This window comes from Candidatus Merdisoma sp. JLR.KK006 (assembly GCF_036941035.1).
Taxonomy (GTDB): domain Bacteria; phylum Bacillota; class Clostridia; order Lachnospirales; family Lachnospiraceae; genus Laedolimicola.
Genome location: NZ_JAYMNS010000001.1, coordinates 145,519 through 171,417, shown reverse-complemented (window position 1 = coordinate 171,417; position 25,899 = coordinate 145,519). Strand labels below are relative to the sequence as shown.

Genomic DNA, 25,899 nt, shown 5'->3' with positions numbered 1-25,899 from the left:
GGAGAAAACAATGGGAAAATTGTATGTAGTAGGCTTTGGCCCAGGCGGCTATGAGCATATGACGGCCAAATGCATTCAGGTAATAGAAGAGGCGGATGTGGTGACGGGCTACACCACCTATGTAAATATATTGAAGGAATATTTTCCGGATAAGCAGTATCTGGCTACGCCCATGATGCAGGAAGTAAAGCGCTGCCGGATGGCGGTGGAGGAAGCGCAGAAGAACAAGGTAGCAGCCATGGTCAGCTCCGGTGACAGCGGAATCTACGGAATGGCAGGCATTATTTATCAGGTGGCGGAGGAAATGGGAGCGGACATTGAGATTGAAACGGTGCCTGGGGTGACAGCGGCAAGCGCCGCAGCTTCCGTGCTGGGAGCGCCCCTGATGCATGACTTTGCGGTTATCAGCTTAAGTGATCTTATGACCCCCATTGATCTCATCTGGAAACGTGTAGACTGTGCAGGCCAGGGGGATTTGATTGTATGCCTTTATAACCCCAAGAGTAAAAAGCGCACCACCTATGTGGAGCAGGCGGCAGAGCTTCTGTTGAAGTACCACAATCCACAGACACCGGTGGGAATTGTGCGCAATGCAGGGCGAAAAGACGAGAGCAGCCAGATTACCGATTTGGAGCATTTAAAAGATGCCGAGATTGATATGTTCAGTGTAGTGATTATTGGAAACTCTCAAACCTATGTAAGTAAAGGACGCATGATTACACCGAGAGGGTACGAAGTATGAAGATTCGCATAGGAACAAGAAAAAGCCGTCTGGCATTGGTCCAGACGGAGTTGGTAAAGGAGAAAATTGAGGCGGCGTTTCCGGAGGCAGAGGTGGAGATTGTTAAGCTGTCTACCAAGGGAGATGAGCTTTTAGATCGCTCTTTGACATCTTTTGGAGGGAAAGGTGTCTTTACCAAAGAACTGGAGGAAGCGTTGCTTTCCGAAGAAATCGATCTGGCGGTTCACAGCGCCAAGGACATGCCCATGGAATTCCCGGAGGGGCTTGGAATCGGCGCTGTGCTGGAGCGGGGCGATCCAAGAGATGTATTTGTAACCACAACAGGAGTGAAGGCGGCAGAGCTGCCGGCAGGCAGCGTGGTAGGCACCAGCTCCCTGCGCCGTGAGTTACAGTTCAAAACCATCAATCCGCTTGTGGGCATAAAGCTCCTTCGGGGAAATGTGCAAACTCGGCTGCAGAAGCTAAAAGACGGGCAGTATGATGGAATTTTGCTGGCAGCGGCAGGATTGGAGCGTCTTAAGCTTCTAAAGGAAGACGGCGTGTATTTGGAATATCTGGAGCCTGAGGATTTTCTGCCTGCGGCCGGACAGGGAATTTTGGCGGTAGAGGCAAAGAAGGGGCATATGTCAGAAGTCTTGGCAGCGATTCACTGTGAGGAGGCTGCCCTTGTTCTGGAAGCGGAGCGCAGCTTTTTGACACGGATCGGAGGAAGCTGCAATGCTCCCGCAGCCAGTCTGTGCCGATTGGAAGCAGGAGGGATGCAGATGCAGGTAATGTATGCCAAAGACGGGAAGCATCCCAAATACGTCTCCTGTCAGAAGCCTTTCAATAAAGAGCATTCAAAGCTTCCTGCCTTGGAGGAAATGAGAAGCTTCGGAGAGCAGATGGCCCGCCGGATAACGAGAGGAAAGGTCTATCTTCTCGGAGCAGGACCGGGAGATATGGGACTGCTAACCCAAAGATGCCTTGAGTGCCTTCGGACAGCAGATGTAATCGTCTATGACAGTCTGGTATCCGGTTCCCTTTTAAATGAAGCCAAAGAGGATGCGGAGCTTATCTATGCGGGAAAACGTGCGTCCAATCATCATTTAAAGCAGGATGAGACCAATGAACTGCTTGTAAAAAAGGCATTGGAGGGAAAGAACGCAGCCAGGTTAAAGGGCGGCGATCCCTTTATCTTTGGCCGGGGCGGTGAGGAGGCGGAGGAGCTTCAAAAGGCCGGAATCGAATTTGAGATTGTGCCAGGTATCTCGTCCTCCTATGCGGCCGCAGCCTATGCCGGCATTCCGGTGACCCATCGGGATTTTGCTTCCTCCTTTCATGTAATAACGGGACATGAGAGCAATACCAAGGAGGGACTGGTCCTGAATTATGAGCTTCTGGCCAGGGAAGAGGGAACCTTAGTCTTTCTGATGGGCCTTAACAACCTGCCCCATATTACAAAGGAACTGATCGCCAAAGGAAAAGATCCGGATACCCCTGCGGCCGTCATCCAGGAGGGAACTACAGCCCGGCAGATAATAGCAAAAGGAACCCTGAAGACAATCGAAGAAAAGGTAAAAGAGGCAGGGATTGTGACACCTGCCGTGATCTTGGTGGGAGAAGTCGTATCCCTTCAGGAGAAACTATGCTGGTTTGGAAGAGGGCCTCTTTTTGGTGTCCGGGTATTGCTCACCGGTACGGAAGCCATGTGCAGAAAGCAGCAGGAGATATTAAGGGAGGAAGGGGCGGAAGCCATTTCCTTTAGCTTGATCCGAACAAAAAGGCTTCGCTCTGAGAAGCTTAGTCAGGCAATAGAGAAGATTTCTTCTTATACTTGGCTGGTATTCACCAGCAGCAATGGCGTAGAACTGTTTTTTGATGAACTAAAAGAAAATCATAAAGATATACGCAGCCTGTCCAATATTCGCTTTGCTGTCATTGGAAGCGGTACAAAGGACGCATTAGAGGCAAAGGGAATCTATGCGGATTTTGTACCAACCAGATATTCCAGCAGGGACCTGGCAGCAGAATGGATTCCCGGGCTTGCCTCCAGTGATCGCATACTTTTATTAAGAGCAGATGAGGCATCCGCAGAGCTTACGAAAGCTTTGGAGACGGAAGGAATCACCTATGAAGCCATACCGCTCTACACCACGGAAGCAGACAGACGAAAAGAAGAGGAATTAAAGCGGATGCTTTCCAAGGTGGATTATATCACCTTTGCCAGCGCATCCGCAGTAAAAGCCTTCGTGGGTATGGCGGGGGATTTGGAGCAGCTGACGGCAAAAGTCATCTGCATTGGCCCGGTGACAGAACGAGCGGCAGCAGAGGCGGGCCTTAGGGTACATCAAAGCGCCGTTACTTATACGGCGGAAGGGATTCGGGATGTTCTTTTAAAGGAACATCGATAAAATGTGGAGAGATGGAAGCAGTGCAGGATTTACAGATACAACGGACAATACACGGAGGAGACCGATATGGAGCGGCATTACACAGCGCCTATACCCAGGAGGAGCTGTTGGATTTTTCCGCAAATATCAATCCCCTTGGGATGCCAGGGAGCGTCGGGAAGGCCGTGCTGAACAGCCTGTCCGCATCCTTGCACTATCCCGATCCCTTCTGCCGCCAGTTAAGATCCGCAATCGCAGAAAATGAAGGAGCAGCTCCCCAAGAGATCCTCTGCGGAAACGGAGGCGCAGATCTCATCTACCGCCTGGTGTATGCCCTAAGGCCAAAACAGGCATTGGTAACAGCCCCTGCCTTTGCGGAATATGAAGAAGCCCTGGGGCAGGTGGGAGCAGAGGTTCTTCATCATAACCTGCCGGAATCTATGGAGCTGGGAGAAGCTCTCTTAGAATCCGTTACAGAAGACCTGGATCTGATATTTATATGCAATCCCAACAACCCCACCGGACTTTTGGCAAAGAGGGACCTTTTGCTAAAGCTTTTAGAAAAGGCGGAGAATTTTAACATCTGGGTCTGCATTGACGAGTGCTTCCTGGACTTTGTAAGAGATAAAGAAGCCTATACCTTAACAGGCTTTCTTTCGGATTATCCTCATTTAGTAATACTCAAATCCTTTACGAAGCTCTACGCCATGCCGGGCCTTCGTCTTGGCTGCGTTCTATCCAAAAGTCAGGAACTGCTTGAAAAAATGCGGCAGGCCGGCCAGCCGTGGTCCGTATCGGAACCAGCCATGCAGGCCGGAATGGCAGCACTAAAAGAAACCGGCTATCGAGAGCAGACCATAACCCTTGTAGAGAAAGAACGACAATTCCTAATGACCGGCCTTACAAAGCTCGGATGTAAAGTATGGCCCGGAAAAGCCAACTATCTATGCTTCCGAAGAACAGGAGAATCACAGCTTTATGAAAAACTGCTGAATCACGGAATCCTAATCCGCCGCTGCGAAAATTATCACAATCTCACAGAAGAGGATTATCGAGTTGCCGTGCGAACCCACGAAGAAAACGAACGCCTGCTGCAAGCCATAAAAGAGGTTCTTGCCAAATCAGCATAGAAAGTTTTCTTCAAAAATGGTACAAACAAAATAAGCATTAAAATACATATCTCCAGAAAATCAGGACAGCCAAACAGCAGAAAACATACCCCTAAAAGGTCAATTGACAAAGAGACTGAAACATTATACGTCCACAAAGCCAGCCGCCAGGGAGGAAGCATGCTACCTTCCAGGCGTGTTAGCCCGAATGGGCGGAGCAGGGAAGGTAGCATGCTTCCTCCCTGACGGCGTCCCTTTTAAAGAGAAAAAACTTCAAGGAGCACCACCACCAATGACCCACAACGCAAAAGCAATCATGATACAAGGAACCGCCTCCAACGCAGGCAAAAGCTTCCTAACCGCAGGTCTGTGCCGCATCTTCAAGCAAGACGGCTACCGGACCGCCCCTTTCAAATCCCAAAACATGGCCCTGAACTCCTACATTACAAAGGACGGCCTGGAAATGGGCAGGGCCCAGGTTATGCAGGCCGAAGCAGCAGGAATCGATCCAAGAGTAGAGATGAACCCCATCCTCCTAAAGCCCACCAGTCAAGTAGGCAGCCAGGTGATCGTAAACGGCGAAGTCTTAGGCAACATGAGTGCAAGAGATTACTTCGCCTACAAAAAGCAGCTCATTCCTCAGGTAGAACAGGCATTTCGGAAGCTGTCTGAGGATTTTGACATCATAGTCATTGAAGGAGCAGGAAGCCCCGCAGAAATCAATCTGAAAGGCTGCGACATCGTAAATATGGGAATGGCCAAAATCGCAAAGGCTCCGGTACTTCTGGCCGGCGACATAGACCGGGGCGGGGTATTTGCCTCCCTCTATGGAACCGTTAAGCTTTTAGAGGAAGAAGAACAGCAGCGAATCAAAGGCTTCCTCATCAATAAGTTCCGGGGAGATGTAGAAATCCTCCGCCCAGGGCTTAAGATGATTGAAGAAAAAACCGGAATCCCGGTAGTCGGCGTAATTCCGATGACACCCTTAGATCTGGATGACGAGGACAGCCTTTCCGAGCGGCTGTCCCACAAGGATGCGCAGGGCATGATTGATATAGCGGTCATCCGCCTGCCCCATATTTCCAATTTTACGGATTTCAATGTATTTGAACGGATGGAAGGCGTTTCTCTGCGGTATGTAAGGCATGTAAAAGAGCTGGGAAAGCCGGATTTGATCTTCCTTCCAGGTACGAAAAATACCATGGTAGATCTGCGGTGGATGCGGGAATGCGGTCTGGAAACGGCAGTAGTGCGTCAGGCAGAGATGCGCACACCGGTTGTAGGAATCTGCGGCGGATATCAAATGCTGGGAGAACGGCTGGAGGACCCGGAAGATGTGGAACAGGGCGGTGCCATGCGTGGAATGGGGCTTTTAAATGCCATAACTGTCTTTGAGCCGGTAAAAACCAGGACACAGATAAATGGCTGTGTCATTCGTGAGGAGGATGTGCAGGGAAGCACCACAGGGAAGGATGTACGGGGCTATGAGATCCATATGGGAAGGACCAGCAATCTGGGGCGCTGTCAGGAAACCATTCGTCTGGAGGACGGGCGCCTTGACGGACTTTGCAACGAAGCGGGAACCGTATTTGGCACCTATCTTCATGGAATTTTCGATTTCGGTGATTTGGCGGCTCTTTTAGTGGGGCGGCTTATGCGGAAAAAAGGAATGGACCCAGGAAACTGGCATTTTGATCCGGAGGTACATAAGCAGCAGGAATATGATAAGCTGGCGGATTTGGTCCGCAGCTCTCTTGATATGGATAAAATCTATGAGATTTTGGAGGAGGGAATTACATGCTAGATAAAATAGAGATTGTAAAGCCTGAGGAAATTGAGGCCCGGAGTATGGAGATTATTACAAAGGAGCTGAATGGAAGAACCTGGCCGGAGCCGGAATTTTCCATAGTGAAGCGCTGTATTCATACCTCGGCGGATTTTGATTATGGGGATAATCTCTGCTTTTCCCAGGGGGCGGCGGCTTTGGGAGTTAAGGCACTGAAGGATGGCGTTTCCATAGTGACCGATACCAGGATGGCGGCTTCCGGGATTAATAAGAAACGTCTTGGGGAGTATGGGGGAGAGGTTCACTGCTTTATGGATGCACCGGATGTGGCGGAGGAAGCAAAGAAGCGTGGCTGTACACGGGCGGCGGTATGTATGGAACGGGCGGCGGCTCTCCATGAAAATCTGATCATTGCTGTGGGGAATGCGCCTACGGCTTTGATTCGGCTGTATGAATTGATTCAGGCAGGGGAGATACGGGCAGTGCTGATTATTGGGGCGCCGGTGGGATTTGTGAATGTGGTGGAAGCGAAAGAGTTGATTATGACGGCTGGGGTGCCGTATATTGTTCCTCGGGGGCGTAAGGGGGGGAGTAATATTGCGGCGACGATATGCAATGCGTTGTTGTATCAAAAATGATATTGTGGGGGAGCGGACGCCAAAGAAATATTTTTCACAAAGCCGCTTCGATTCGCATTCGCTCATAGGCGCTATTTTGTGAAAAATATTTCTTTGGCTGTGTGTTCTGGTCGGGAAGTTTATTTTATTTTTGATGTTGGGGGTAGGGTGTGTGTGGGTATACCTTTATGCACAGAAGACATGCGCAGATCAGGGAAGCACCCTATGGGAATACCTTTAAGCACAGAAAACGTGTGCAGATCGAGGAAACACCCTACGGGTATACCTTTATGCATAAAAAACATGTGCAAGTTAAGGAAAGGATTGTTGGATATGAGTGATTCACTTTTAATGGATTATATTGGCAGGATTCGGCCCTTGGATGAGGGGGCTGTGAAAGAAGCCTGGGAGTATTGGGATTCTTTATGTAAACCTCTTCGAGGGATGGGAAAGCTGGAGGAAATGGTGGTTCAGCTTGCCGGGATCTATGGGACGGCGCATCCGAAGGATTTGAAGCCTGTGGTTGTGATTATGGGGGCGGATAATGGTGTGGTAGCTGAGGGTGTCAGCCAGACGGGAAGTGAAGTGACGGCTCAGGTGCTGGAAAATATGGGAGAGCGGATTTCCTCTGTGTGTATTATGGCACGGACACAGGGGATTGAGGTGATTCCGGTTAATATCGGCATGCTGGTGGATGGAAAGCATCCCAGGATTTGGAACCGGGTGGTGCGCTATGGTACGGGCAATATTGCGAAAGGGCCGGCCATGACACGGGACGAGGCGGTTCGGGCTATCGTTACGGGGATTCAGGTTGTGGAGGAGCTCTACAGGGATGGCTTTCGCATGGTAATCACGGGAGAAATGGGAATTGGGAATACTACGCCCAGTTCGGCTATGGCTTCCGTGCTTCTCTCTAAGGAAGTGGAGCTGATGACTGGCCGGGGAGCCGGACTTTCCAGTGAGGGGCTTAATCGGAAGATTCAGGTAATTAAGAGGGCCATAGAGGTGAATCAGCCGGATAAGGAGGATATCTTAGATGTGCTCAGCAAGATAGGCAGTCTGGATATTGCGGGAATGATAGGCTGTTATATTGGAGCAGCCATTTGCAGGGTTCCGGCGCTGATTGACGGATTTATTTCCTCCGCAGCGGCCTATTGTGCGGCAGTTTTGGCGCCGGAATGTAAGGCGTATATGGTGCCTACCCATTGCTCAGCGGAGCCGGCCGGCCGGCTCATGCTGGAAGCTCTGGGAATGGAGGCGCCCATTCAGGCAGGCATGCATCTGGGAGAGGGAACCGGGGCGGTGACGGCCTATGGTCTTTATCAGTATGCGTTTGCCCTGTATGACGGACTTCCCGGCTGGAATGACGGGAAGGTGGAGGCTTATGAGCATTTGAAATAGAGTGCAGCCAGTGGGAAATTTTATAAATACTATTTTGGGCTTGCGGCCTTTGACGGCGAAAGCTTTTTTAGGAGAAAGATATGCAGATTATCATATCACCAGCCAAGCAGATGCGGGTGGATACGGATTCCATGGAGATGGGAGAAAGACCGATTTTTCCGGAGGAAACGAGGAAGCTGCTTGGGAAGCTTCAGACCTTTGACAGAAGCCAGCTGAAACGTTTATTTCGGGCTAATGACAAGATTACGGAAGAAAATTACCAGAGATATGTGTGTATGAATCCGGAAGAGGGGAGAACTCCGGCTGTGCTTTCCTACATAGGGCTCCAGTATCAATATATGGCACCCCAGGTGTTTACGGCAGAGCAGTGGGATTATGTGAGGAAGCATCTGTGGATCTTAAGCGGATTTTATGGAATGCTGAGGCCGGATCATGGGGTGACGCCCTATCGCCTGGAGATGCAGGCACGGCTTTCTGTGGGGAATGCAAAGGATCTGTATGGATTCTGGAGTGATAAGCTTTACAGGGAGCTGGTGAGAGAAGACAAGGTTATTCTGAATCTGGCATCAAAGGAGTATTCCAGGGCCATAGAACCCTATCTGGAGCCGGAGGTCCGGTATGTGACCTGCATTTTTGGGAGCTTACAGGATGGAAAGGTCAAGGTGAAAGGGACAGAGGCTAAGATGGCAAGGGGCGAGATGGTTCGGTGGCTTTCTAAGAGACAGATAGAAGAGCCGGAGAAGGTTCGTGAGTTTGAGGGGCTTGGGTTTTCCTACTGTCCGGCTTTTTCGACTGAGCGAGAGTATGTATTTTTGAAAAATGTTGAGAAAGAAAATCAGAAGTAAATCTTAAGTAAGAAGATAGAAAGATTAAAAGAATATTTTTGTAATATGAATGAAGTAAATTGTATTTACTTCATGTGAAGATTTGCTATGCTGTAAGCGGATGTATATTTGTTTGAAGAAAAAGATGCAGCGACCCTGCCTGCCGGGGCACATTATAGTTTGGCGTTAGAAGACAATGATATACGTATTGCGGGTGGCGGGCAAAGATTTTATAATCAAATACAAGTCAAATATAAAAGGTATTCATATGTGTATAATTTGTAATAAAATAGAAATCAATCCTCAAAAACTTTACAACGGTTGTATTTTTATGGCAGTGGCCCATGCTGTAACTGTAGGGGAATACCCAGAGTTAAATTATGAACACTCTTGGGATGGCATAAATTACTGCGTGAATAACAGTCAGGGATGCCGCGGCACGATTACCTTTGGCAAAAAGTATATCATTGCTGTATTTCAGGATATATCAGCAAAAACGCCATATCAGGATGCGATGAACTATTTTAAAGGTGCGCCCGAGGCTATTGTCGAGCTTGCGAAAACAGAAGCTTTCCAATATGTTTTGGAAAATATAGCTGGGGAAATAAAGCCCTGTATAACAGCGGCGTTTTGGGGAACTTGGGATGAACTGTACAGTACGTTTGAATATGGTGAGTTTATGAAAAACAGCGCTCACATACTTGATATACAGCTTATGGAAATCCATGAAGCGCTCAAAGCTTGTGACGAATATTATGGGCTTACTGACGAACAGATGGACTTAATTCTTTTTCTTTCAAAGCAGCGCACCCAGACGGACTTTTCCATGCCGATAATCTTAAAAAAGACCGATGCATTGTACGGTGACATGGATGAAATCAGAGTATCTATGGATGAACTAAACATCAAATTGGAAGAGTAATGCTGTAAGCATAAGAAAAGTGAATATAAAAATATGTTAGATGAATATATCTACAAAAACAATCAAAAAATGCGGTTAGGCTACACCACAGGCTCCTGCGCCGCAGCCGCAGCCAAAGCAGCCGCACAAATGTTACTGACCGGAAAGCAGGTATCTTATACGGAACTGATGACGCCAAAAGGTATCAAGCTTACACTGGAAGTTCTGGATGTACAAATTTCCAGGGAAGAAGTATCCTGCGCCATAGAGAAAGATGCAGGAGACGATCCGGATGTAACCAATGGCCTTAAAATCTATGCCACAGTTCACAAAAAGCAGGAGCCGGGTATCCACATTGACGGGGGAGAGGGTGTAGGCAGAGTTACCCGGGAAGGACTGGAGCAGCCGGTGGGAAGTGCCGCTATCAATTCCGTTCCCCGGGAAATGATTCAAAAAGGCGTGGAAGAAATCTGCCGCCGTTTTGATTATCAAGGAGGCATGTGGGTGGTAATTTCCATTCCGGGCGGAGATGAGATTGCCAGTAAAACCTTTAATCCCCGGCTGGGGATAGAGGGTGGAATATCTGTGCTTGGGACCAGCGGTATTGTGGAGCCTATGAGCGAATCGGCCTTAATTGAAACCATTCGTGTAGACATACGGATGCAGCACTCCAAGGGATATGGGTATCTGGTGCTTGCGCCGGGAAATTACGGCCTGGATTTTTTGAAAGAATATGATCCAAAGCTATTAGAGCGTTGCGTGAAATACAGCAACTTTCTGGGAGAAGCCATTGATGCAGTGGCAGAATACGGTTTTCAGGGAGTTCTGCTGGCAGGGCATATCGGCAAGCTGGTGAAGCTGGCAGGAGGAATCATGAATACCCACTCACGAAATGCGGATGCCAGAATGGAGATATTGGCAGCCCATGGAGCAGTTCTGGGGGCAGACCAGGATACGGCAAAGGCTTTGATGAATTGCATTACCACAGATGAGGCGTTGGATATCTTAAAGGCCACAGGGCTTTTAGAAGGAGTTATGAACCGCCTGATGGAACGAATGGAGTTTTATGTGAACCACAGAAGCGGCAGCGCATTTCCCTGTGGAGTGATTACCTTTTCTCAAAAGCACGGAATCCTGGGAAAATCAGCCCATGTGGAGGAAATACTTGATTGCATAAAAAAAGAAGCAGATTACGGAACTTAAATCAGTAACATCCTGTCAATACACAGATCGATTTACAGACACATGCATTTGTGGCTGGAAATGGATCTCAATAAAGGTGTATTGACAGGATGTTACGGAACTGAAATAGGAGAACGATATGAAGCTGGCAGTGATTGCTTTCACTCGATCCGGATGCAGGTTTGCGGAAAAAATCCGGGAGGCGGTTATAGCAAAGGAAAATGAGTGTGAGATCTGGGGCAAAGGAAAAGAGGCCTGCGCCTGGGGGATACCGGCTTTGGAGGAATCCTTAAGGGAATGGACAGGCCGGCAGTTTGCTGCCAAGGATGCCCTGCTTTTTATCGGAGCCACAGGAATTGCGGTCCGGGCCATAGCGCCCTTTGTGAAGAGCAAGGCATCGGACCCGGCGGTGCTGTGCATGGATGAACAGGGAAGATTTGTGATTTCTCTATTGTCCGGTCACTTAGGCGGAGCCAATGAGCTGACAAAGGGGATTGCGTCTATCTGCGGGGCAGTACCGGTGATTACTACGGCTACGGATATTGACGGCCGTTTTTCCGTGGACAGCTTTGCAAGAAGAGAGCATTTGTATCTGGATAATCTGAAGCTGGCAAAGGAGATTTCCGCAGAAGTGCTGGAAAATCGTACTGTTGGACTGTACAGTGATTTTGAGCTGTCCGGGCAGATACCTTTTGAACTGGCCCTTGGAAAACAAAAAGAGATTGGAATCAGTATTTCTCTGGATGACAGCTATGATCCGTTTCCGAAAACCCTGCATTTGGTGCCTGGTATCGTAGTTCTCGGCATTGGCTGCAAAAAAGGAACAACCAAAGAGCAGATAGAAGCTCTGGTAAAAAAGGTGATGGCCCAGAATCAATTTTCCATGCACAGCATCGGAAAGATAGCTTCCATTGACTTAAAGCAGGAGGAACAGGGACTTCTGGATTTTTGCGAGGCTTATCATGGGGAATTCCTTACTTATAGCAGGGAGGATCTGGAGAAGGTATCCTGTGAGGAGGGCTTTTCGGAATCTTCATTTGTAAAAGGAATTACCGGTGTGGGAAATGTGTGTGAGCGCAGCGCTTTAAAGGCATCCGGGCAAACAAGATTAATACAGAAAAAGGCGGCGGAGAATGGCGTGACCGTAGCCATAGCTCTGGAAAAATATATTGTGCGATTTTAAGTAGATTTTTCATTGCAGTTGTGAAGATATTGAACCAAACACCGATAATTTTACAAGGCTTAACTAAATGACATGATATTGGTCTTGAACAGTAATATCCTCTCAATGAACAAATCAATTTACCGGCACATACATTCGTGACTGGGAATTGATTTAGACGGGGTATACCGGAAAGATATTACGGAGCTTTAAATGGAGAGGAAGATTGAAAAAAGCTTTTTCATGGTGTTTTGTGCCTAGGCGAAAGGAATGAATATAAATTATGAAACAGATCATTGTATTTGCAGGAACAACAGAAGGTCGGCTGCTCAGTGAGTGGCTGTCGGGAGAGGGTCTTAAGGTGCTGGCCTGTGTTGCTACGGAATATGGAAGCCTGCTGATGAAGGATCAGGAACACCTGGAGGTACGTCAGGGACGTCTGACCAGGGATGAGATGAAGCTTCTTTTTCAGAGGGAAGAGCAGCCTTTGGTATTGGATGCCACACACCCTTATGCGGCAGAGGTATCCGAAAATATACGAACCGCCTGTGAAAGCGCCGGATGTGAATATCTTCGATTGATTCGTTCTGCAAATCATGCCCATGAGATACCCTTGAATACGGAAGCTCCCGGGATGGATATGCAAGGCGGGGAGCCGGCGGAACAGGAACAGACAGAAAACAATTGTGTGACAGTGGGCAGTGTGAAGGAGGCGGCTGACTGGCTGGCAGAAACCAAGGGAAGGATTCTCGTAACCACCGGAAGCAAGGAGCTTCATTATTTTACAGGGATTCCCAACTATCAGGAGCGGGTCTATGCCCGGGTTCTCGCAACGCCTGAGGTGGTAACTCACTGCAGAGAACTGGGCTTTACAGGAAAGCATTTGATCTGTATGCAGGGACCATTTTCCAAAGAAATGAACACAGCTATGCTGCGCCAGTTTGACGCCTCCTGGATGGTGACGAAGGAATCGGGAAAAGAGGGAGGCTTTGATGAGAAGCTTGAGGCCGCAAAGGAAGCCGGAGCCAAGGTTGTTCTGGTAAGACGCCCCCCGGAGCAAAAGGGCGTATCCGTGGAAGAGGGGATTGCTCTTTTAAGGGAGAGATTTTCTTTAGAAACATATCCAACACTGTCAGCAGGAAAACGGGAAGAGAACGCCGGGAATAAGGTAATCCTGGCAGGCATCGGCATGGGAACACCGGAGACTATGACAAAGGAAGTATGGGAGGCATTTCAGAAGGCAGACTGTATTCTCGGAGCAGGCCGGATGCTTGAGAGCTTTCAGGCCCTTGGCAAGCCCATGCTGAATGCCTACGATCCGGATAAAATGACTGCTTATGTTCGGGAGCATCCGGAATATAAAAGAATTGCGGTAGCTCTTTCCGGGGATGTGGGATTTTACAGCGGAGCAAAAAGGCTGATTGGAGCATTTGAGCAGGAGGGGCTTTCGGTGGAGCTTATGCCTGGCATTTCTTCTGTGGCTTATCTGTGCGGCAGACTTCGGATTGCCTGGGAGGATGTAAAGCTTATGAGCATTCATGGGCGAAAGGGCAATCTGATAGGGGCTGTTCGGGAAAATCTTCGCACCTTTACCCTTTTAGGGGGAAAGGATAATGCAGAAGCGCTGTGCAGGGAGCTGCTGTATTATGGCATGGATCAGGTGACTGTCTACATAGGAGAGCGGCTGCATTACCAGGAGGAACGGATCACAAAGGGGACACCGGGGGAGCTTCTGGGGCAGTCCTTTGACGGTCTCTGTGCGGCCTTGATTGAAAATCCGGATTACAAAGGGAGAACGCCTTCCTGCATTCCGGATGAGGAATTTGTCCGGGGGAAGGCTCCCATGACAAAGAGCGAGATTCGCTGTCTTTCCGTGGCAAAGCTAGAGCTGTGCCGGGATTCCTTAGTCTATGATATCGGTGCCGGAACAGGCTCCGTCAGTGTGGAAATGGCGTTCCAGGTGCCGGAGGGTACCGTATGGGCCATTGAAAAGGAGCGGGAGGCATGTAAGCTTATTGGGGAAAACTGCAAAAAATTTCAGGTATCCAATGTGGAGATCAGGGAGGGTACGGCGCCGGAGGCGTTAGCAGATCTGCCGGCGCCTACCCATGCATTTATAGGCGGTTCTTCCGGGAATCTCAAGGAGATTTTAGAGCTGCTTCTTGAGAAAAATCCCAAAATCCGGGTTGTGATAAATGCAGTAACCCTGGAAACGATTGGAGAGACAGCCCAATGCTTGAAGGAACTGCCCTTTGCAGGCATAGAGACGGTACAGGTGCAGATGGCGAAAGGGAAGACCCTCGGCCGCTATCAGCTAATGATGGGGCAGAATCCCGTATATATCTTTACAGCGGAAGGGAGAGGTCTATGAAACTGCCAAGAATTATGCTTGCTGCCCCAGCCAGCGGAAGCGGCAAGACGCTGATAACCTGCGGAATTTTGAAGGCCCTTGTAAACCGAGGCTACAGAACGGCATCCTTTAAATGCGGCCCGGACTATATTGATCCCATGTTTCACAGCAGGGTCATTGGAACACGTTCCGGCAATCTGGATACCTTTTTTACGGAACCGGAGATCACCCGGTATCTCTTTGGAAAAGCCGCCAGAGAGGCTGAGATTTCCGTGGTGGAGGGCGTGATGGGCTATTATGATGGTCTGGCAGGCATTTCCACAAAAGCAAGCTCATCGGATGTGGCAGGAACCCTTGGGATTCCGGTGGTTTTCATTGTGAACTGCCGGGGCTTAAGCATCTCTGTGCTTCCGCTGCTTAAGGGCTTTCTGGAGTTTGAAGAACCCCGGAACATACAGGGAGTTATTTTAAATCAAGTCTCAGAGGGCATGTACCCGGATATGAAGCGGCTGATAGAGGAGCATCTGCCCCTTAAAGTGCTGGGCTATGTGCCGAGAGTGCCGGAGCTTGTGTTGGAAAGCCGCCACTTAGGGCTGGTGCTGCCGGGCGAAATTGAAGAACTGCAAAAGAAGCTTAACGAACTGGCAAAACTTTTGGAAAAAACTCTGGATATAGATGCTTTCATGGCTATGGCAGCGGCAGCGCCGGAGCTTAAGTATGAAGCGCCCAATGTTCCCCTTTTGAAAGAGGCCGGGAAGGTGTCTGTGGCGGTGGCGGAGGATGAAGCCTTTTGTTTTACCTACCGGGACAATCTTGAACTTCTGGAAGAAATGGGAGCAAGGCTGGTATCCTTTTCGCCCCTTCATGATAAGGAGCTGCCGAAAGGAATTCAGGGCTTGATTTTAAGCGGGGGCTATCCCGAACTGCATGGGGAGGCTTTGAGCAAAAATACTTCCATGCTGACATCCGTTTACCAGGCAGTAGCCGGGGGTCTGCCCTGCATTGCGGAGTGCGGAGGATTTCTGTACCTCCATAAGACCCTGGAGGGTGCAGATGGTAAAGTCTATCCCATGGCAGGTGTTCTGGAGGCAAATGCTTACCGCAGAGACAAGCTGTCCCGATTCGGTTATGTAACCCTTAAGGCTCTTTCGGATCAGATGCTTCTTAAAAAGGGAAATGAGATCCGCGGCCATGAATTTCACTACTGGGAAAGTGAAAGCTGCGGCAGCAGTATGAGGGCCCAAAAGCCCCTGCGAAAGAGAAGCTGGGAATGTGTTCATGGCAGCGGGACCCTGTATGCAGGCTTTCCCCATTTGTTTTTTTACTCCAATCCGTCGGCAGCCTGGGATTTCCTGCAAAAATGTGAGGTGATGCCATGTTTGGGCTGATTACGGGAGGAAGCGGCAGCGGAAAATCGGAATATGCGGAAAATCTGGCGGCAGAGCTTTCGAAGGAAACGAAGCTTCCCCTCTATTATATTGCCACCATGCGGCCCTTTGGGGAGGAAGGAAGAAAACGGATAGAGCGGCACCGGAGCTTGCGAGCCGGAAAAGGGTTTGTTACTATAGAACGTTATGTAAATCTAAAGGGATTGTCTCTTCCCAAAGAAGGTGTTGTCCTTTTGGAGTGCCTTTCCAATCTGACTGCCAATGAAATGTTTGAAGACAGTGGGGCAGGGGACAGGACGCCGGAGGAAGTCCTTCTTGGGGTAAGGAAAATCCGGTCATGCTGCAGGCATTTGGTTGTGGTTACCAATGATATTTTTTCAGACGGTATAACATATGATGAAACGACAGAGCAATATCAGCGTTACTTGGGAGCCATTAATCAGGCATTGGCCAGGGAAGCGGATGAGGTCACGGAAGTAGTCTGCGGCATTCCGCTGATGGTAAAAGCCGCATCCGAAACGAATCGTCGATTACCATAATCATAGGCTGCCAGGTATGAGCAATGTTATTAAGTTAAGCTCCGGAAAATGACCGGCGTAGGGGAGGAGGGCCGCCCCGCTAAGGGGTGGCGGTTCTTGCCCGAAGTATTCACAAGCTTTTAGAGCTTGACTTAATAACATTGCAAGTATGAGCAGGATATTGCAGATAGGTTGAAAAAGAGGGAGAAACCATGGGAAGGCTGTGGAACAGTTTTAAAATTGCATTTGCCATGTATTCAAAAATTCCTATGCCAAGGGCAGATTGGGAAAAAGAAAACATGCGCTATATGATGTGCTTTTTTCCCTTGATTGGGATTGTCATTGGAGCCGTCACGGTACTTTGGAGCCTGGCGGCTGACTGGCTGGGGGCCGGGGGGCTTTTGCGGACAGTGGGATATGTATTGATACCGGTAATGGTGACCGGGGGAATCCATCTGGACGGACTTCTTGATACGGCGGATGCTTTAAGCTCCTATCAGACACGGGAACGAAAGCTGGAGATTCTGAAAGATTCCCATGCGGGGGCCTTTGCGGTTATTACGGCCTGCTGTTATTTTATGGCAGCTCTTGGAATCTGGAGCGAGTTTACCCTAGAGCAGGTACGGATCCTTGCAGGAGGCTTTGTGCTTTCCAGGTCTTTCAGCGGTCTTGCGGTGGCGGCATTTCCCGGCGCCAAGTCAAGCGGTACGGTAGCCATGTTCGCAGATGCCGCCCAAAAACGTATAGTAGAGGTTAGCATGTATTTTCTCATGGTCCTTTCCGCAGGATATATGTGCTTTATGAATGTAAAGCTTGGCTCGGCGGCTGTTTTGGGAGCATGGCTGACCTTTGTGTATTATCATTGGATGTCAAAGAAGCAGTTTGGGGGAATCACCGGAGACCTGGCCGGATTTTTCCTGCAGCTTTGTGAACTGGTTATGGCTGCGGCCGTGTATCTGGCAGGGAAGATTTGAACAGCAATAGCCCCACAGTGCACAAATCGATTTACGGGCGCATGCTTTTGCGACCGGAAATTGATTTAATAGGGGTGTAGTGAGGGGCTATTGCGGAACTTAAATAAAAAACAGTATCCCTTGGACAGTGCACAGATCCATTTACAGACGTTCTTTTTACGGCTGGAAATGGATCTATATATGGGTGTACTGTGCAAGGGATACGGAACTGGAATGGAGAAACAAATGATATTGATAACCGGAGGAGCCTTTCAGGGAAAAAAGGCGTATACCAAAGAGACATTTTCCTTAGAAGAAGATGATTTTGCAGACGGCGGAAGCTGCTCCTGGGATGCCGTTTATGAATCCAGGGGAATTTTCCATTTTCATGAATACATCCGGCGCTGTCTGGAGGCAGGAAGAGACATCGGCACTCTTACAGAAGAGATCCTTTTGCAAAATCCGGAGATCGTGATTGTAGTCAATGAGCTTGGCAGCGGTGTGGTTCCGGTGGATGCCTTTGACCGGGAATATCGGGAGACTACAGGGCGAATCTGCTGTGCATTGGCAAAAAAAGCCAGGGAAGTACACCGGGTAATTTGCGGGATTGGCACGGTGATTAAGCATGGTTGAGCTGTATCTGATCCGTCATGGAAAAACCTATGGAAACACATTGGGGCGGTATATTGGAATAACAGATGAAAGCTTGTGTGCGGAGGGACTGGAGGCTTTAAGGGCTGTCAGTCATAGGTATCCCAGTGTAGATGCGGTCTGTACAAGCCCCCTGAAACGCTGCATTGAGACAGCCGGGATTCTCTGGCCGGACATGGAGATACAGTGCTTTGATAAGCTTCGGGAATGTGATTTCGGCGATTTTGAAAACAAGAATTATCTGGAATTAAAGGACAATCCGGATTATCAGGCATGGGTGGACAGTCTGGGGACACGCCCGTTTCCGGGAGGAGAGAGCAGGGAAGCTTTTCAGAACAGATGCAGGCAGGGCTTTTTGGAGGTACTGGAGACGATACGGCAAAAGGGCTGTAAAAAGGCTGCGCTTGTGGTCCATGGGGGTACCATTATGAGCATTCTGGAGGCTTACGGGGAACCGAAAAAGGCATTTTATGACTGGCAGGTAAAAAACGGAATGGGATACCTTGTCCATTGGGACGAAAAGAGCAAAGGAGGCACTCGGCTTTATGAGGTGGAACCTATTGGCATTGACGGCAGGATTTGCACTGGATCTGATCTTCGGTGATCCCAGGTGGCTGTACCATCCGGTGCGAGCCATCGGTTTTTTGATTAGCCGTGGAGAAAGGGCATTTCGAAGAGTATTTCCAAAGACCGAAAAAGGAGAGCTGGCAGCCGGTGTCTTTTTGGCGGTCTTTGTAGTCTTTGTATCCTCTGTGATTCCCTTTTTGATACTGTTTCTTGTATGGAGAGTGAATACCTGTCTGGCCTTTGTGCTGTGTGTATTCTGGGATTATCAGCTTCTTGCGGCCCGCTCCTTAAAGGCGGAGAGTATGCGTGTCTATGAGGCCCTTAAGGAAAGGGATCTGCCAAAGGCCCGCCGGGCCGTTTCCATGATTGTAGGGAGAGATACGGAAAAGCTGGACGAAGAAGGAGTGGCAAAAGCAGCCGTAGAGACAGTGGCGGAGAATACCTCCGACGGGGTTATTGCGCCCATGCTGTTTCTGGCTCTTGGAGGACCGGTTCTGGGCTTTTTCTATAAGGCTGTGAATACCCTGGATTCTATGGTCGGCTATAAAAATGAAAAATATCTGTATTTCGGCCGTTTTTCCGCTAAGCTGGATGATGTGCTGAACTGGATTCCCGCCCGGGTGTCGGGTCTTCTTATGGTACTTGCAAGTCCCTTTGCGGGCATGTCCATGGGGCAGGCTCTTCGGATTTTTCTAAGAGACAGAAAAAATCACGCAAGTCCCAATTCCGCCCACACCGAGGCGGCTGCTGCGGGAGCCCTTGGCGTACGGCTTGCCGGAAATGCCTGGTACTTTGGGAAGCTTTATGAAAAGCCCTCCATCGGAGATCCGCTGCGTGCCGTGGAGCATGAGGATATCCGCAGGGTAAACAGGCTGATGTACGCCGTATCCTTATTGACTTTAATTGGGATTTGGGCCGTATGGTTTTTGTGTATTGGAGTGACGGTTTGGCTTTACAGGTAAAAGTGCATGCATGGATTGGATGAAAGAGAGGTAAGCTATTATGGAGATGACCCTTAGATGGCATGGATCAAAATTCGATACGGTTACACAAAAACAAATTCGGCAGATTCCAGGTGTGACAGGAGTTATTACCACATGGTATGATACACAGCCAGGGGAAGTGTGGAGCAGAAAGAGAATCCGTGCCATGAAGGATGAAGTGGAGGCGGCAGGGCTTCATATTGCAGGTATTGAAAGCGTGAATATCCATGACGATATCAAGACGGGACAGGGCAATAGAGAACAATATATTGAAAATTATATTGAGACACTAAAGAAGCTTGGTCAGGAAGATATTCATTATTTCAGACAACGCCGGAACAATTTATAATTTATGGATACATGCTTTTGGCGGCTGGAAATTGTTTTAAGCGGGGAGTAGGGTTTGAAGCATCATAGAACGAAAAGTAGGAGGAATCATCAATGAAGCAATCCTGTATTCATATTTACTGCGGAGACGGAAAAGGAAAATCTACGGCAGCCATGGGCCTGGCTTTGCGTGCGGCCGGAAGCGGCGAGAAGGTTTTGGTGACACAGTTTTTGAAGGACGGAACATCCTCAGAGCTTAAGATTTTAAGAGAGCTTCCCGGGGTACAGGTACGAACCTGTGAAAAAAAATTTGGATTTTTCTGGAATATGACAGAGGAGCAAAAAGTTCAGGCAAAGGAAGCCTATGAGGAGCTTTTTGAAAAAGCAGCACAGATAGCTGCAGAGGAAAACATATTCCTGCTGGTGATGGATGAATTTATGGCCGCTTATAATCATGGGATGATAGATCAGGAGAAAGCTCTTAAGTTTTTAAAGGAAAGGCCGGAAAAACTGGAGGTAGTGCTTACCGGACGGGATCCGGCGCCGGAGCTTGTAGAATTAGCGGATTATGTATCTGAAATCCAAAAGAAAAAGCATCCCTTTGACAAGGGCCTTCCGGCACGGAAGGGAATTGAGCTTTAGAAAAGCTTTACGCAGATAATAGGGGATGCGGGAGAGACAAAAGCTTACGGCAAGCGGCTCTCCCGCATCCCTTTGTTTGCCGGATGCGGCAATATACAGGCGGTTTTTACTCTTCATCCTCCCACTGATAGGGGGTGAGCTGGTATACGTAGTAATTAATCCAGTTGGTATACAGGGTATTGGCATGGGCTCTCCACATGAGGGGAGGCTTTTTGCTGCTGTCATCTTCTTCAAAATAGTCTTTGGGAGGCTGAATGGGGAGACCCTTTCCCTTGTCCCTCAGATACTCTTTTTCCAGGGTGCGGCGGTCATATTCCGGGTGGCCGAAGACGAAAATTTTCCGTCCTTCCTCAGCCATGGCGATGAAGACGCCGGCTTCCTCTGATTCCGCAAGAACGGTCAATGCTTCGCAGCTATGAATGGCTTTGGCATCCACCGTAGTATGGCGGGAGTGGGGGGCCAGAAAGATATCGTCAAAGCCCCGAATCAGAGGTTCTTTTCTGTTCTGAACCTGATGTCGGTACAGACCGAACAATTTCTGCGGCAGTAATTGCTTATTCAATCCATAGTAATGATAAAGTGCGGCCTGGGCACCCCAGCAGATAAAAAAGGTGGAGGTTACATGGGTCTTGGCCCAGTCCATGATTTCCACCAGCTCCGGCCAGTAATCCACTTCCTCGAATTCCATTTGCTCCACAGGGGCTCCGGTAATAATAAGGCCGTCAAACCGGCGCCTTTTCACCTGGCAGAAGGGCTCATAAAATTTATTAATGTGACTTTGAGCCGTATTCTTGGATTCGTGAGAGCTAACTGTTAAGAAGGTAATGTCAAGCTGCAGCGGCGTATTAGACAGGGAACGCAGAAGCTGAAGCTCCGTATCCTCCTTTAACGGCATCAGATTTAAAATTCCTATTTTCAAGGGCCGGATATCCTGGTTTAGGGCCCTTGTCTCGTCCATTACAAAGATATTTTCCTTTTCCAGGATTGCCCGGACCGGCAGGTCGCTTTGTACTTTGATTGGCATATGAATTCACACTCTTTTCTGCTTTTTTAATAGACTGTTTTTAGACATGCCCGGTAAACAGCTCATAGGATACGGCTCAGGGGCATTTCGTATTGCATACCCTTTCAGGGTGAGTGGACTTTGTCCGATAAGGTATACCCTACGGGGACCCAATGTCATTAAGTTAAGCACCAAAAAGCTTGTGAAGGCTTCGGGCAAGAACCGCCACCCCTGACCGGGGCGGCCCTCCTCCCCTACGCCGGTCATTTGTTGAAGCTTAACTTAATGACATTGTATGGGTACCTCATTAATTCATATCCCTGGGGGATAGGCAGACTTGGTCTATTAAGGTATAGTTTATCACAGATAAGAGAGATGGGAAAGGGATTTTCTTTGGATTATCGAATGCGAATTTCAGATGCTGTCGTTAATGTGCGGACAATGCAAACAATTTTTACAAAAAATATGGAGAATTTTTCTAAAAAATAGAATTTTTTGAAGATTTCCTTTGACGCAGAGGGGGAAAAGCAGTTATAATGTTGCCCATATAAACCTTGCGTGTAATTGTACGGGGGACATGTCTAGAGGACGGACGCTGAGAGTAGACGCCATACCGTTTTGCGGCGTATGAAAGCCTTAGAATCATATGGGGAATGAATGGGGCTTTTGGAAAGTCCGCCAGAAAATAAAATCAAAGGATGGGAGAGAGGCTTTGAAATATTACACACAGAAATTTGTTCCGGAATACACCATAACTATGACGCCTATGGGAAGGGTCGCAGGTTTTCCCGTAAGGCCGGGATTGTTTGATGTAAATGGGGCCATGGCCCTGCCGAATGGGGTGAGCTTTACGGTGCATACCCATTTTGGAACTTCCTGTGAGCTGTTGCTTTATCACGAAGGGGAAGAGGAGCCTTATGCGGTGCTCCCGTTTCCGGAGGAATATAAGATTGGCGACGTATATTCCATGATTGTGTTTGGCTTGGATATTGAGAAGTTTGAGTATGCCTACCGGGTGGGAGGCCCCTATGAACCGGATCGCGGCATGATCTTTAATAAGAAATCGGTGCTTTTAGACCCTTATGCCAGAGTAGTAACCCGGCAGGGCCGCTGGGGAGAGCGCCGGAGCCGGGGGTATCGGGCCAGGGTAGTGAAGGATATCTTTGACTGGGGGGACATGCCTCAGTCCGCCCGGGAGTTAAGTGATCTGATTATCTATGAGCTTCATGTGCGGGGCTATACCCAGCATCCTTCGTCGGGGGTGGAGCACAGGGGAACCTTTGCGGGGCTTAAGGAGAAGATTCCTTATCTAAAGGAGCTGGGAATCAATGCTGTGGAGCTGATGCCCATTTTTGCCTTTGATGAGACCATGAATTCCAGAGAAAAGGACGGTCAGAGGCTTCTTGACTACTGGGGGTACAATTCCATCGGATTTTTTGCTCCAAATACCAACTATATTTCCGCCCAGGAGTACAATCGGGAGGGGACGGAGCTTAAGGAGCTGATTCGTGAGCTTCACAATAATGGAATTGAAGTGATTTTGGATGTGGTATTTAATCATACGGCGGAGGGAAATGAGCACGGGCCGACCTTCTGCTTTAAGGGCTTTGACAACAAGGTTTACTATATGCTGACACCTGATGGGAATTATTACAATTTCAGCGGCTGCGGCAACACGCTTAACTGTAATCATCCCATTGTCCATCAGTTGATTCTGGAGTGCCTTCGGTACTGGACGGTGAGCTATCGGGTGGATGGATTCCGCTTTGATCTGGCAAGTATTTTGGGGAGAAATATGGATGGTTCTCCTATCAGCAATCCGCCGTTGCTTCGGAGCCTGGCTTATGATCCTATTTTAAGCAAGGTGAAGCTGATTGCGGAGGCCTGGGATGCAGGCGGCCTTTACCAGGTGGGGCGGTTCCCGGCCAGCAGGCGCTGGGCGGAGTGGAACGGAAGATACCGGGATGCCCTTCGAAGTTTCTTAAAAGGGGAAAATCATGCGGCTAAGGAGGCAGCCTGGAGCATCGGTGGCTCGGGAGATCTGTATGGTGAGCACCATAAGGGTTATAATGAGGAATATGCAGGCTATAATTCCAGTGTGAACTTTTTCACCTGTCATGATGGATTTTCCCTGTATGATTTGTATGCTTATAATCATAAGCATAATGAGAACAATGGCTGGAATAATACGGACGGATCAGACAATAATCGGAGCTGGAACTGCGGAGCGGAGGGGGAGACGGATGATCCGGAGGTACTAAAGCTTCGGTTCCGCATGATTCGCAATGCGTGTGCGGTGCTCATGTGCAGCAGAGGAACGCCGATGTTTTTGGCAGGAGATGAGTTTGGAAATACGCAGTATGGCAATAATAACAGCTATTGCCATGATAATGAGATCTCTTGGCTTAACTGGGAGCTGCTTACGAAGAACCGGGAGCTGTTTGAGTTTTTCAAGTTTATGATTGATTATCGTCATAAGCATCCGGTGATCCGCAAAGTTCTGCCAGGGGCGGTATGCGGAATGGACCCCATTCATGCCCATGATATTGATGCGGATAAGGTGGAGATTCCGGACGGGGCAAGGACCTTTGGCATGAGCTTTGCAGGCTATGACAGGGAACAGGGACAGGATGATATTGTGTATATTGCCATTAATACCTTTTGGGAGAATGTGGAGATTAGCCTTCCTAAGGTATATTGCTCCGGAGGCTGGTATTTGTCGGTGAATACCTTTGGAGACGGGGATGGACGTTACTTTTACCGGGAAGGGGAAGAGGTTCGGATAGACGGAGGGTTTGTGATGAGGCCCAGGTCGGTTGCAGTGTTTACGGTTCGGGAGTTTTAGAATATATCTTTTGTGTATATCATAAAGCATGCAATGTAAGCCGGGTGTATTTATAATAGAAGCGGATATTGGAAAATACGAATACAGGTCATCCGTAGTGTATGAAAATACGGTTGGCCTGTACTTATACTACTCTTATATATTTTCAATCACCTCAGCAGCTTTCAACGCCTGTTGGATAATATGACGCTGTTCCGGTTCCAAAAGAGCATTGTCAGGAAGAACAAAGGGCTTGCCGTCCAGAAAGGCATTGGAAAGCTGAAAAACATAATATTCCGCATCCGGCTGTGCCTCGGCCAATGTATCTCCTTGAAGCCGCATGTCATCTGTGTTGGTTTCACGTCCCAGACTCATAGAGGAGAGCGTTTCCAGCATAATAGCAAAATGTTCTTCATCCCAGGCGGACAAATACATACACTTACATAGCCCTTTTGTGAAAAACGGATATTCCCCATAACAGCCCAGCAATTCCCAGAACCGGGTTCTATGTCCTGAGTCTTCAAATAGCTTTTCATTATCCAGATAAAGAAAGCATCGATCCTTCCAATTCATACCAATTCCCCCTGTATTATAGATTTTACTCCGGATAAAAAGAGAACACAAGAAGAATTTATCTGGTTTTTAACGAAATTTTTGGTCTTTATGGAGAAACGGACTATTTGCTATTTCTCATAGATTGTGTTACATTATTTTAAAATAAATATGTAGCTAATGTATGAAAATGTCCTTTATTTATAGAAAGAGAATAACTATTCAGTATGGTCAAAGCATTTGTTGCCAAGATTGTAAGGATATGATTGAGGAGTGCAAAATTCATTGCTGTTTGTGCCTAAATAAAACGAAAGGAATGAGTGATTACAATGAGAATTGACAATACTTCAAATATAACAGGGACATATCTGTCACCGAATCTCCAAAAGCCTGCACCCGAAAAAAGCGGAAAGACGGCAGAAAAAGTTCAGGATAAGGTTTTCATTTCCACCGAATACCGGGCATCAAAGGAAGATCAGAATGCTGTGGATGGAACGAATACCGGTTCTGGCCTGACAATAGAATCGGCTATGAAGGCTCTTAATGCAGAAGACGCAAAAGAACTTCGAAGCTTTATGGAAGCGTGGAAAAGTGAGAATCAATTGGAGGTAAACTGGGATGCCGCAGTAGATCCTGACGGCAGTATCTATGCGGCGGCTTATGTAGAGTCTCTGGTATCTCAGTATGAGAAACAGCGTACCACCATAGAAGCCTATTACGCAGAGGCTCATAAGGAAAACAGTTCCAGCCCCTACGGAAGTGATTTAAGAGGAAGCCTTATGTATCTCTCGGCAAAATACCAGGTGGAGGGCTCCATTTATTTTCGAGCCGATATGTCCAGGGAAGAACGGGCCATGGCTTATTATCAGGAGCGTGCGCTGCTGATGGGAAGTAATGTCAGTCTTAACGATCCTTATGCGTTAGCCTCTGTGGGCGGCGTGCCAAGCAGAGAGGAGGCGGATAAAATTGCAGAGCAGGCGGCCAGAGAGAAGCTCGATGCGTTGATTCAGATTCGCAAGAATAGATGAGTAAAAGCCTTTGCTGG

22 protein-coding genes and 1 pseudogene are annotated in these 25,899 nt (G+C 48.4%); 21 read left to right on the top strand and 2 right to left on the bottom strand.

Going from position 1 to position 25,899, the window contains the following annotated elements; genetic code table 11:
• Positions 1–10: 10 nt before the first annotated feature.
• The 19 genes and pseudogenes from cobJ to VSQ61_RS00680 all read left to right on the top strand — a co-directional run bounded on the left by cobJ (position 11) and on the right by VSQ61_RS00680 (position 20,475).
• Positions 11–742 carry a precorrin-3B C(17)-methyltransferase gene (gene cobJ / locus VSQ61_RS00770; protein ID WP_334342518.1) on the top strand — a complete coding sequence of 244 codons (732 nt, stop codon included), beginning with the start codon at positions 11–13 and terminating at the stop codon, positions 740–742.
• Positions 739–3,135 carry a hydroxymethylbilane synthase gene (hemC, locus tag VSQ61_RS00765; protein WP_334342517.1) on the top strand — a complete coding sequence of 799 codons (2,397 nt, stop codon included), beginning with the start codon at positions 739–741 and terminating at the stop codon, positions 3,133–3,135. The genes cobJ and hemC overlap by 4 nt, the downstream gene beginning before the upstream one ends.
• An 11-nt stretch (positions 3,136–3,146) precedes the next feature.
• Positions 3,147–4,244: a threonine-phosphate decarboxylase CobD gene (gene cobD / locus VSQ61_RS00760; RefSeq protein ID WP_334342516.1), complete on the top strand. Its 1,098-nt coding sequence runs from the start codon at positions 3,147–3,149 to the stop codon at positions 4,242–4,244.
• A 271-nt stretch (positions 4,245–4,515) separates the two neighbouring features.
• A complete protein-coding gene (locus VSQ61_RS00755; RefSeq protein WP_334342515.1) occupies positions 4,516–6,027 on the top strand; it encodes a cobyric acid synthase in 1,512 nt (503 codons plus the stop codon).
• A complete protein-coding gene (locus VSQ61_RS00750) occupies positions 6,021–6,647 on the top strand; it encodes a precorrin-8X methylmutase (protein ID WP_334342514.1) in 627 nt (208 codons plus the stop codon). The genes VSQ61_RS00755 and VSQ61_RS00750 overlap by 7 nt, the downstream gene beginning before the upstream one ends.
• Before the next feature lie 312 nt (positions 6,648–6,959).
• The gene (cobT, locus tag VSQ61_RS00745; RefSeq protein WP_334342513.1) at positions 6,960–8,027 is read left to right on the top strand and encodes a nicotinate-nucleotide--dimethylbenzimidazole phosphoribosyltransferase; all 1,068 of its coding nucleotides are present in this window, start codon (positions 6,960–6,962) and stop codon (positions 8,025–8,027) included.
• A gap of 80 nt (positions 8,028–8,107) precedes the next feature.
• On the top strand, positions 8,108–8,872 hold the full coding sequence (gene yaaA, locus VSQ61_RS00740) for a peroxide stress protein YaaA (RefSeq protein WP_334342512.1): 765 nt from the start codon (positions 8,108–8,110) through the stop codon (positions 8,870–8,872).
• A 175-nt stretch (positions 8,873–9,047) separates the two neighbouring features.
• Positions 9,048–9,773 (top strand): hypothetical protein, encoded by a 726-nt coding sequence (locus VSQ61_RS00735; protein ID WP_334342511.1) that lies wholly within the window; start codon positions 9,048–9,050, stop codon positions 9,771–9,773.
• A gap of 33 nt (positions 9,774–9,806) precedes the next feature.
• Positions 9,807–10,955 carry a cobalt-precorrin-5B (C(1))-methyltransferase CbiD gene (cbiD, locus tag VSQ61_RS00730; RefSeq protein ID WP_334342510.1) on the top strand — a complete coding sequence of 383 codons (1,149 nt, stop codon included), beginning with the start codon at positions 9,807–9,809 and terminating at the stop codon, positions 10,953–10,955.
• A gap of 118 nt (positions 10,956–11,073) precedes the next feature.
• Positions 11,074–12,117, top strand: coding sequence for a cobalt-precorrin 5A hydrolase (locus VSQ61_RS00725; RefSeq protein ID WP_334342509.1), 1,044 nt, complete (start codon positions 11,074–11,076; stop codon positions 12,115–12,117).
• Positions 12,118–12,379: 262 nt separating this feature from the next.
• Positions 12,380–14,467, top strand: a complete 2,088-nt coding sequence (gene cbiT, locus VSQ61_RS00720) for a precorrin-6Y C5,15-methyltransferase (decarboxylating) subunit CbiT (protein WP_334342508.1) — start codon at positions 12,380–12,382, stop codon at positions 14,465–14,467.
• Positions 14,464–15,834: a cobyrinic acid a,c-diamide synthase CobB gene (locus VSQ61_RS00715; RefSeq protein WP_334342507.1), complete on the top strand. Its 1,371-nt coding sequence runs from the start codon at positions 14,464–14,466 to the stop codon at positions 15,832–15,834. The genes cbiT and VSQ61_RS00715 overlap by 4 nt, the downstream gene beginning before the upstream one ends.
• Complete coding sequence (locus VSQ61_RS00710; RefSeq protein WP_334342506.1) at positions 15,822–16,373, top strand: bifunctional adenosylcobinamide kinase/adenosylcobinamide-phosphate guanylyltransferase; 552 nt, start codon at positions 15,822–15,824, stop codon at positions 16,371–16,373. The genes VSQ61_RS00715 and VSQ61_RS00710 overlap by 13 nt, the downstream gene beginning before the upstream one ends.
• 191 nt (positions 16,374–16,564) lie before the next feature.
• Positions 16,565–17,326 carry an adenosylcobinamide-GDP ribazoletransferase gene (gene cobS / locus VSQ61_RS00705; RefSeq protein WP_334342505.1) on the top strand — a complete coding sequence of 254 codons (762 nt, stop codon included), beginning with the start codon at positions 16,565–16,567 and terminating at the stop codon, positions 17,324–17,326.
• Positions 17,327–17,551: 225 nt separating this feature from the next.
• Positions 17,552–17,938 (top strand): bifunctional adenosylcobinamide kinase/adenosylcobinamide-phosphate guanylyltransferase, encoded by a 387-nt coding sequence (locus VSQ61_RS00700; RefSeq protein ID WP_334342503.1) that lies wholly within the window; start codon positions 17,552–17,554, stop codon positions 17,936–17,938.
• Positions 17,931–18,560, top strand: a complete 630-nt coding sequence (locus VSQ61_RS00695; protein ID WP_334342502.1) for a histidine phosphatase family protein — start codon at positions 17,931–17,933, stop codon at positions 18,558–18,560. Before VSQ61_RS00700 ends, VSQ61_RS00695 begins: the two co-directional genes overlap by 8 nt.
• A complete protein-coding gene (cbiB, locus tag VSQ61_RS00690; RefSeq protein ID WP_334342501.1) occupies positions 18,502–19,485 on the top strand; it encodes an adenosylcobinamide-phosphate synthase CbiB in 984 nt (327 codons plus the stop codon). The genes VSQ61_RS00695 and cbiB overlap by 59 nt, the downstream gene beginning before the upstream one ends.
• A 40-nt stretch (positions 19,486–19,525) precedes the next feature.
• Positions 19,526–19,825: pseudogene (locus VSQ61_RS00685) on the top strand (mannonate dehydratase); the annotation flags it as partial.
• A 122-nt stretch (positions 19,826–19,947) separates the two neighbouring features.
• Positions 19,948–20,475: a cob(I)yrinic acid a,c-diamide adenosyltransferase gene (locus tag VSQ61_RS00680; protein WP_334342500.1), complete on the top strand. Its 528-nt coding sequence runs from the start codon at positions 19,948–19,950 to the stop codon at positions 20,473–20,475.
• 106 nt (positions 20,476–20,581) lie between these two features.
• Here VSQ61_RS00680 and metA read toward each other — a convergent pair whose 3' ends face one another.
• Positions 20,582–21,499, bottom strand: a complete 918-nt coding sequence (gene metA, locus VSQ61_RS00675) for a homoserine O-acetyltransferase MetA (RefSeq protein WP_334342499.1) — start codon at positions 21,497–21,499, stop codon at positions 20,582–20,584.
• A 736-nt stretch (positions 21,500–22,235) separates the two neighbouring features.
• Here metA and VSQ61_RS00670 point away from each other — a divergent pair.
• Positions 22,236–24,323 (top strand): glycogen debranching protein, encoded by a 2,088-nt coding sequence (locus VSQ61_RS00670; RefSeq protein WP_334342693.1) that lies wholly within the window; start codon positions 22,236–22,238, stop codon positions 24,321–24,323.
• Positions 24,324–24,458: 135 nt separating this feature from the next.
• Here VSQ61_RS00670 and VSQ61_RS00665 read toward each other — a convergent pair whose 3' ends face one another.
• Entirely contained in the window at positions 24,459–24,875 is a 417-nt protein-coding gene (locus VSQ61_RS00665; RefSeq protein ID WP_334342498.1) for a hypothetical protein, read from the bottom strand.
• Between the two features lie 308 nt (positions 24,876–25,183).
• On the opposite strand from VSQ61_RS00665, the gene VSQ61_RS00660 reads away from it, so the two are divergent.
• A complete protein-coding gene (locus VSQ61_RS00660) occupies positions 25,184–25,882 on the top strand; it encodes a hypothetical protein (protein ID WP_334342497.1) in 699 nt (232 codons plus the stop codon).
• The last annotated feature ends 17 nt before the right edge of the window (positions 25,883–25,899 follow it).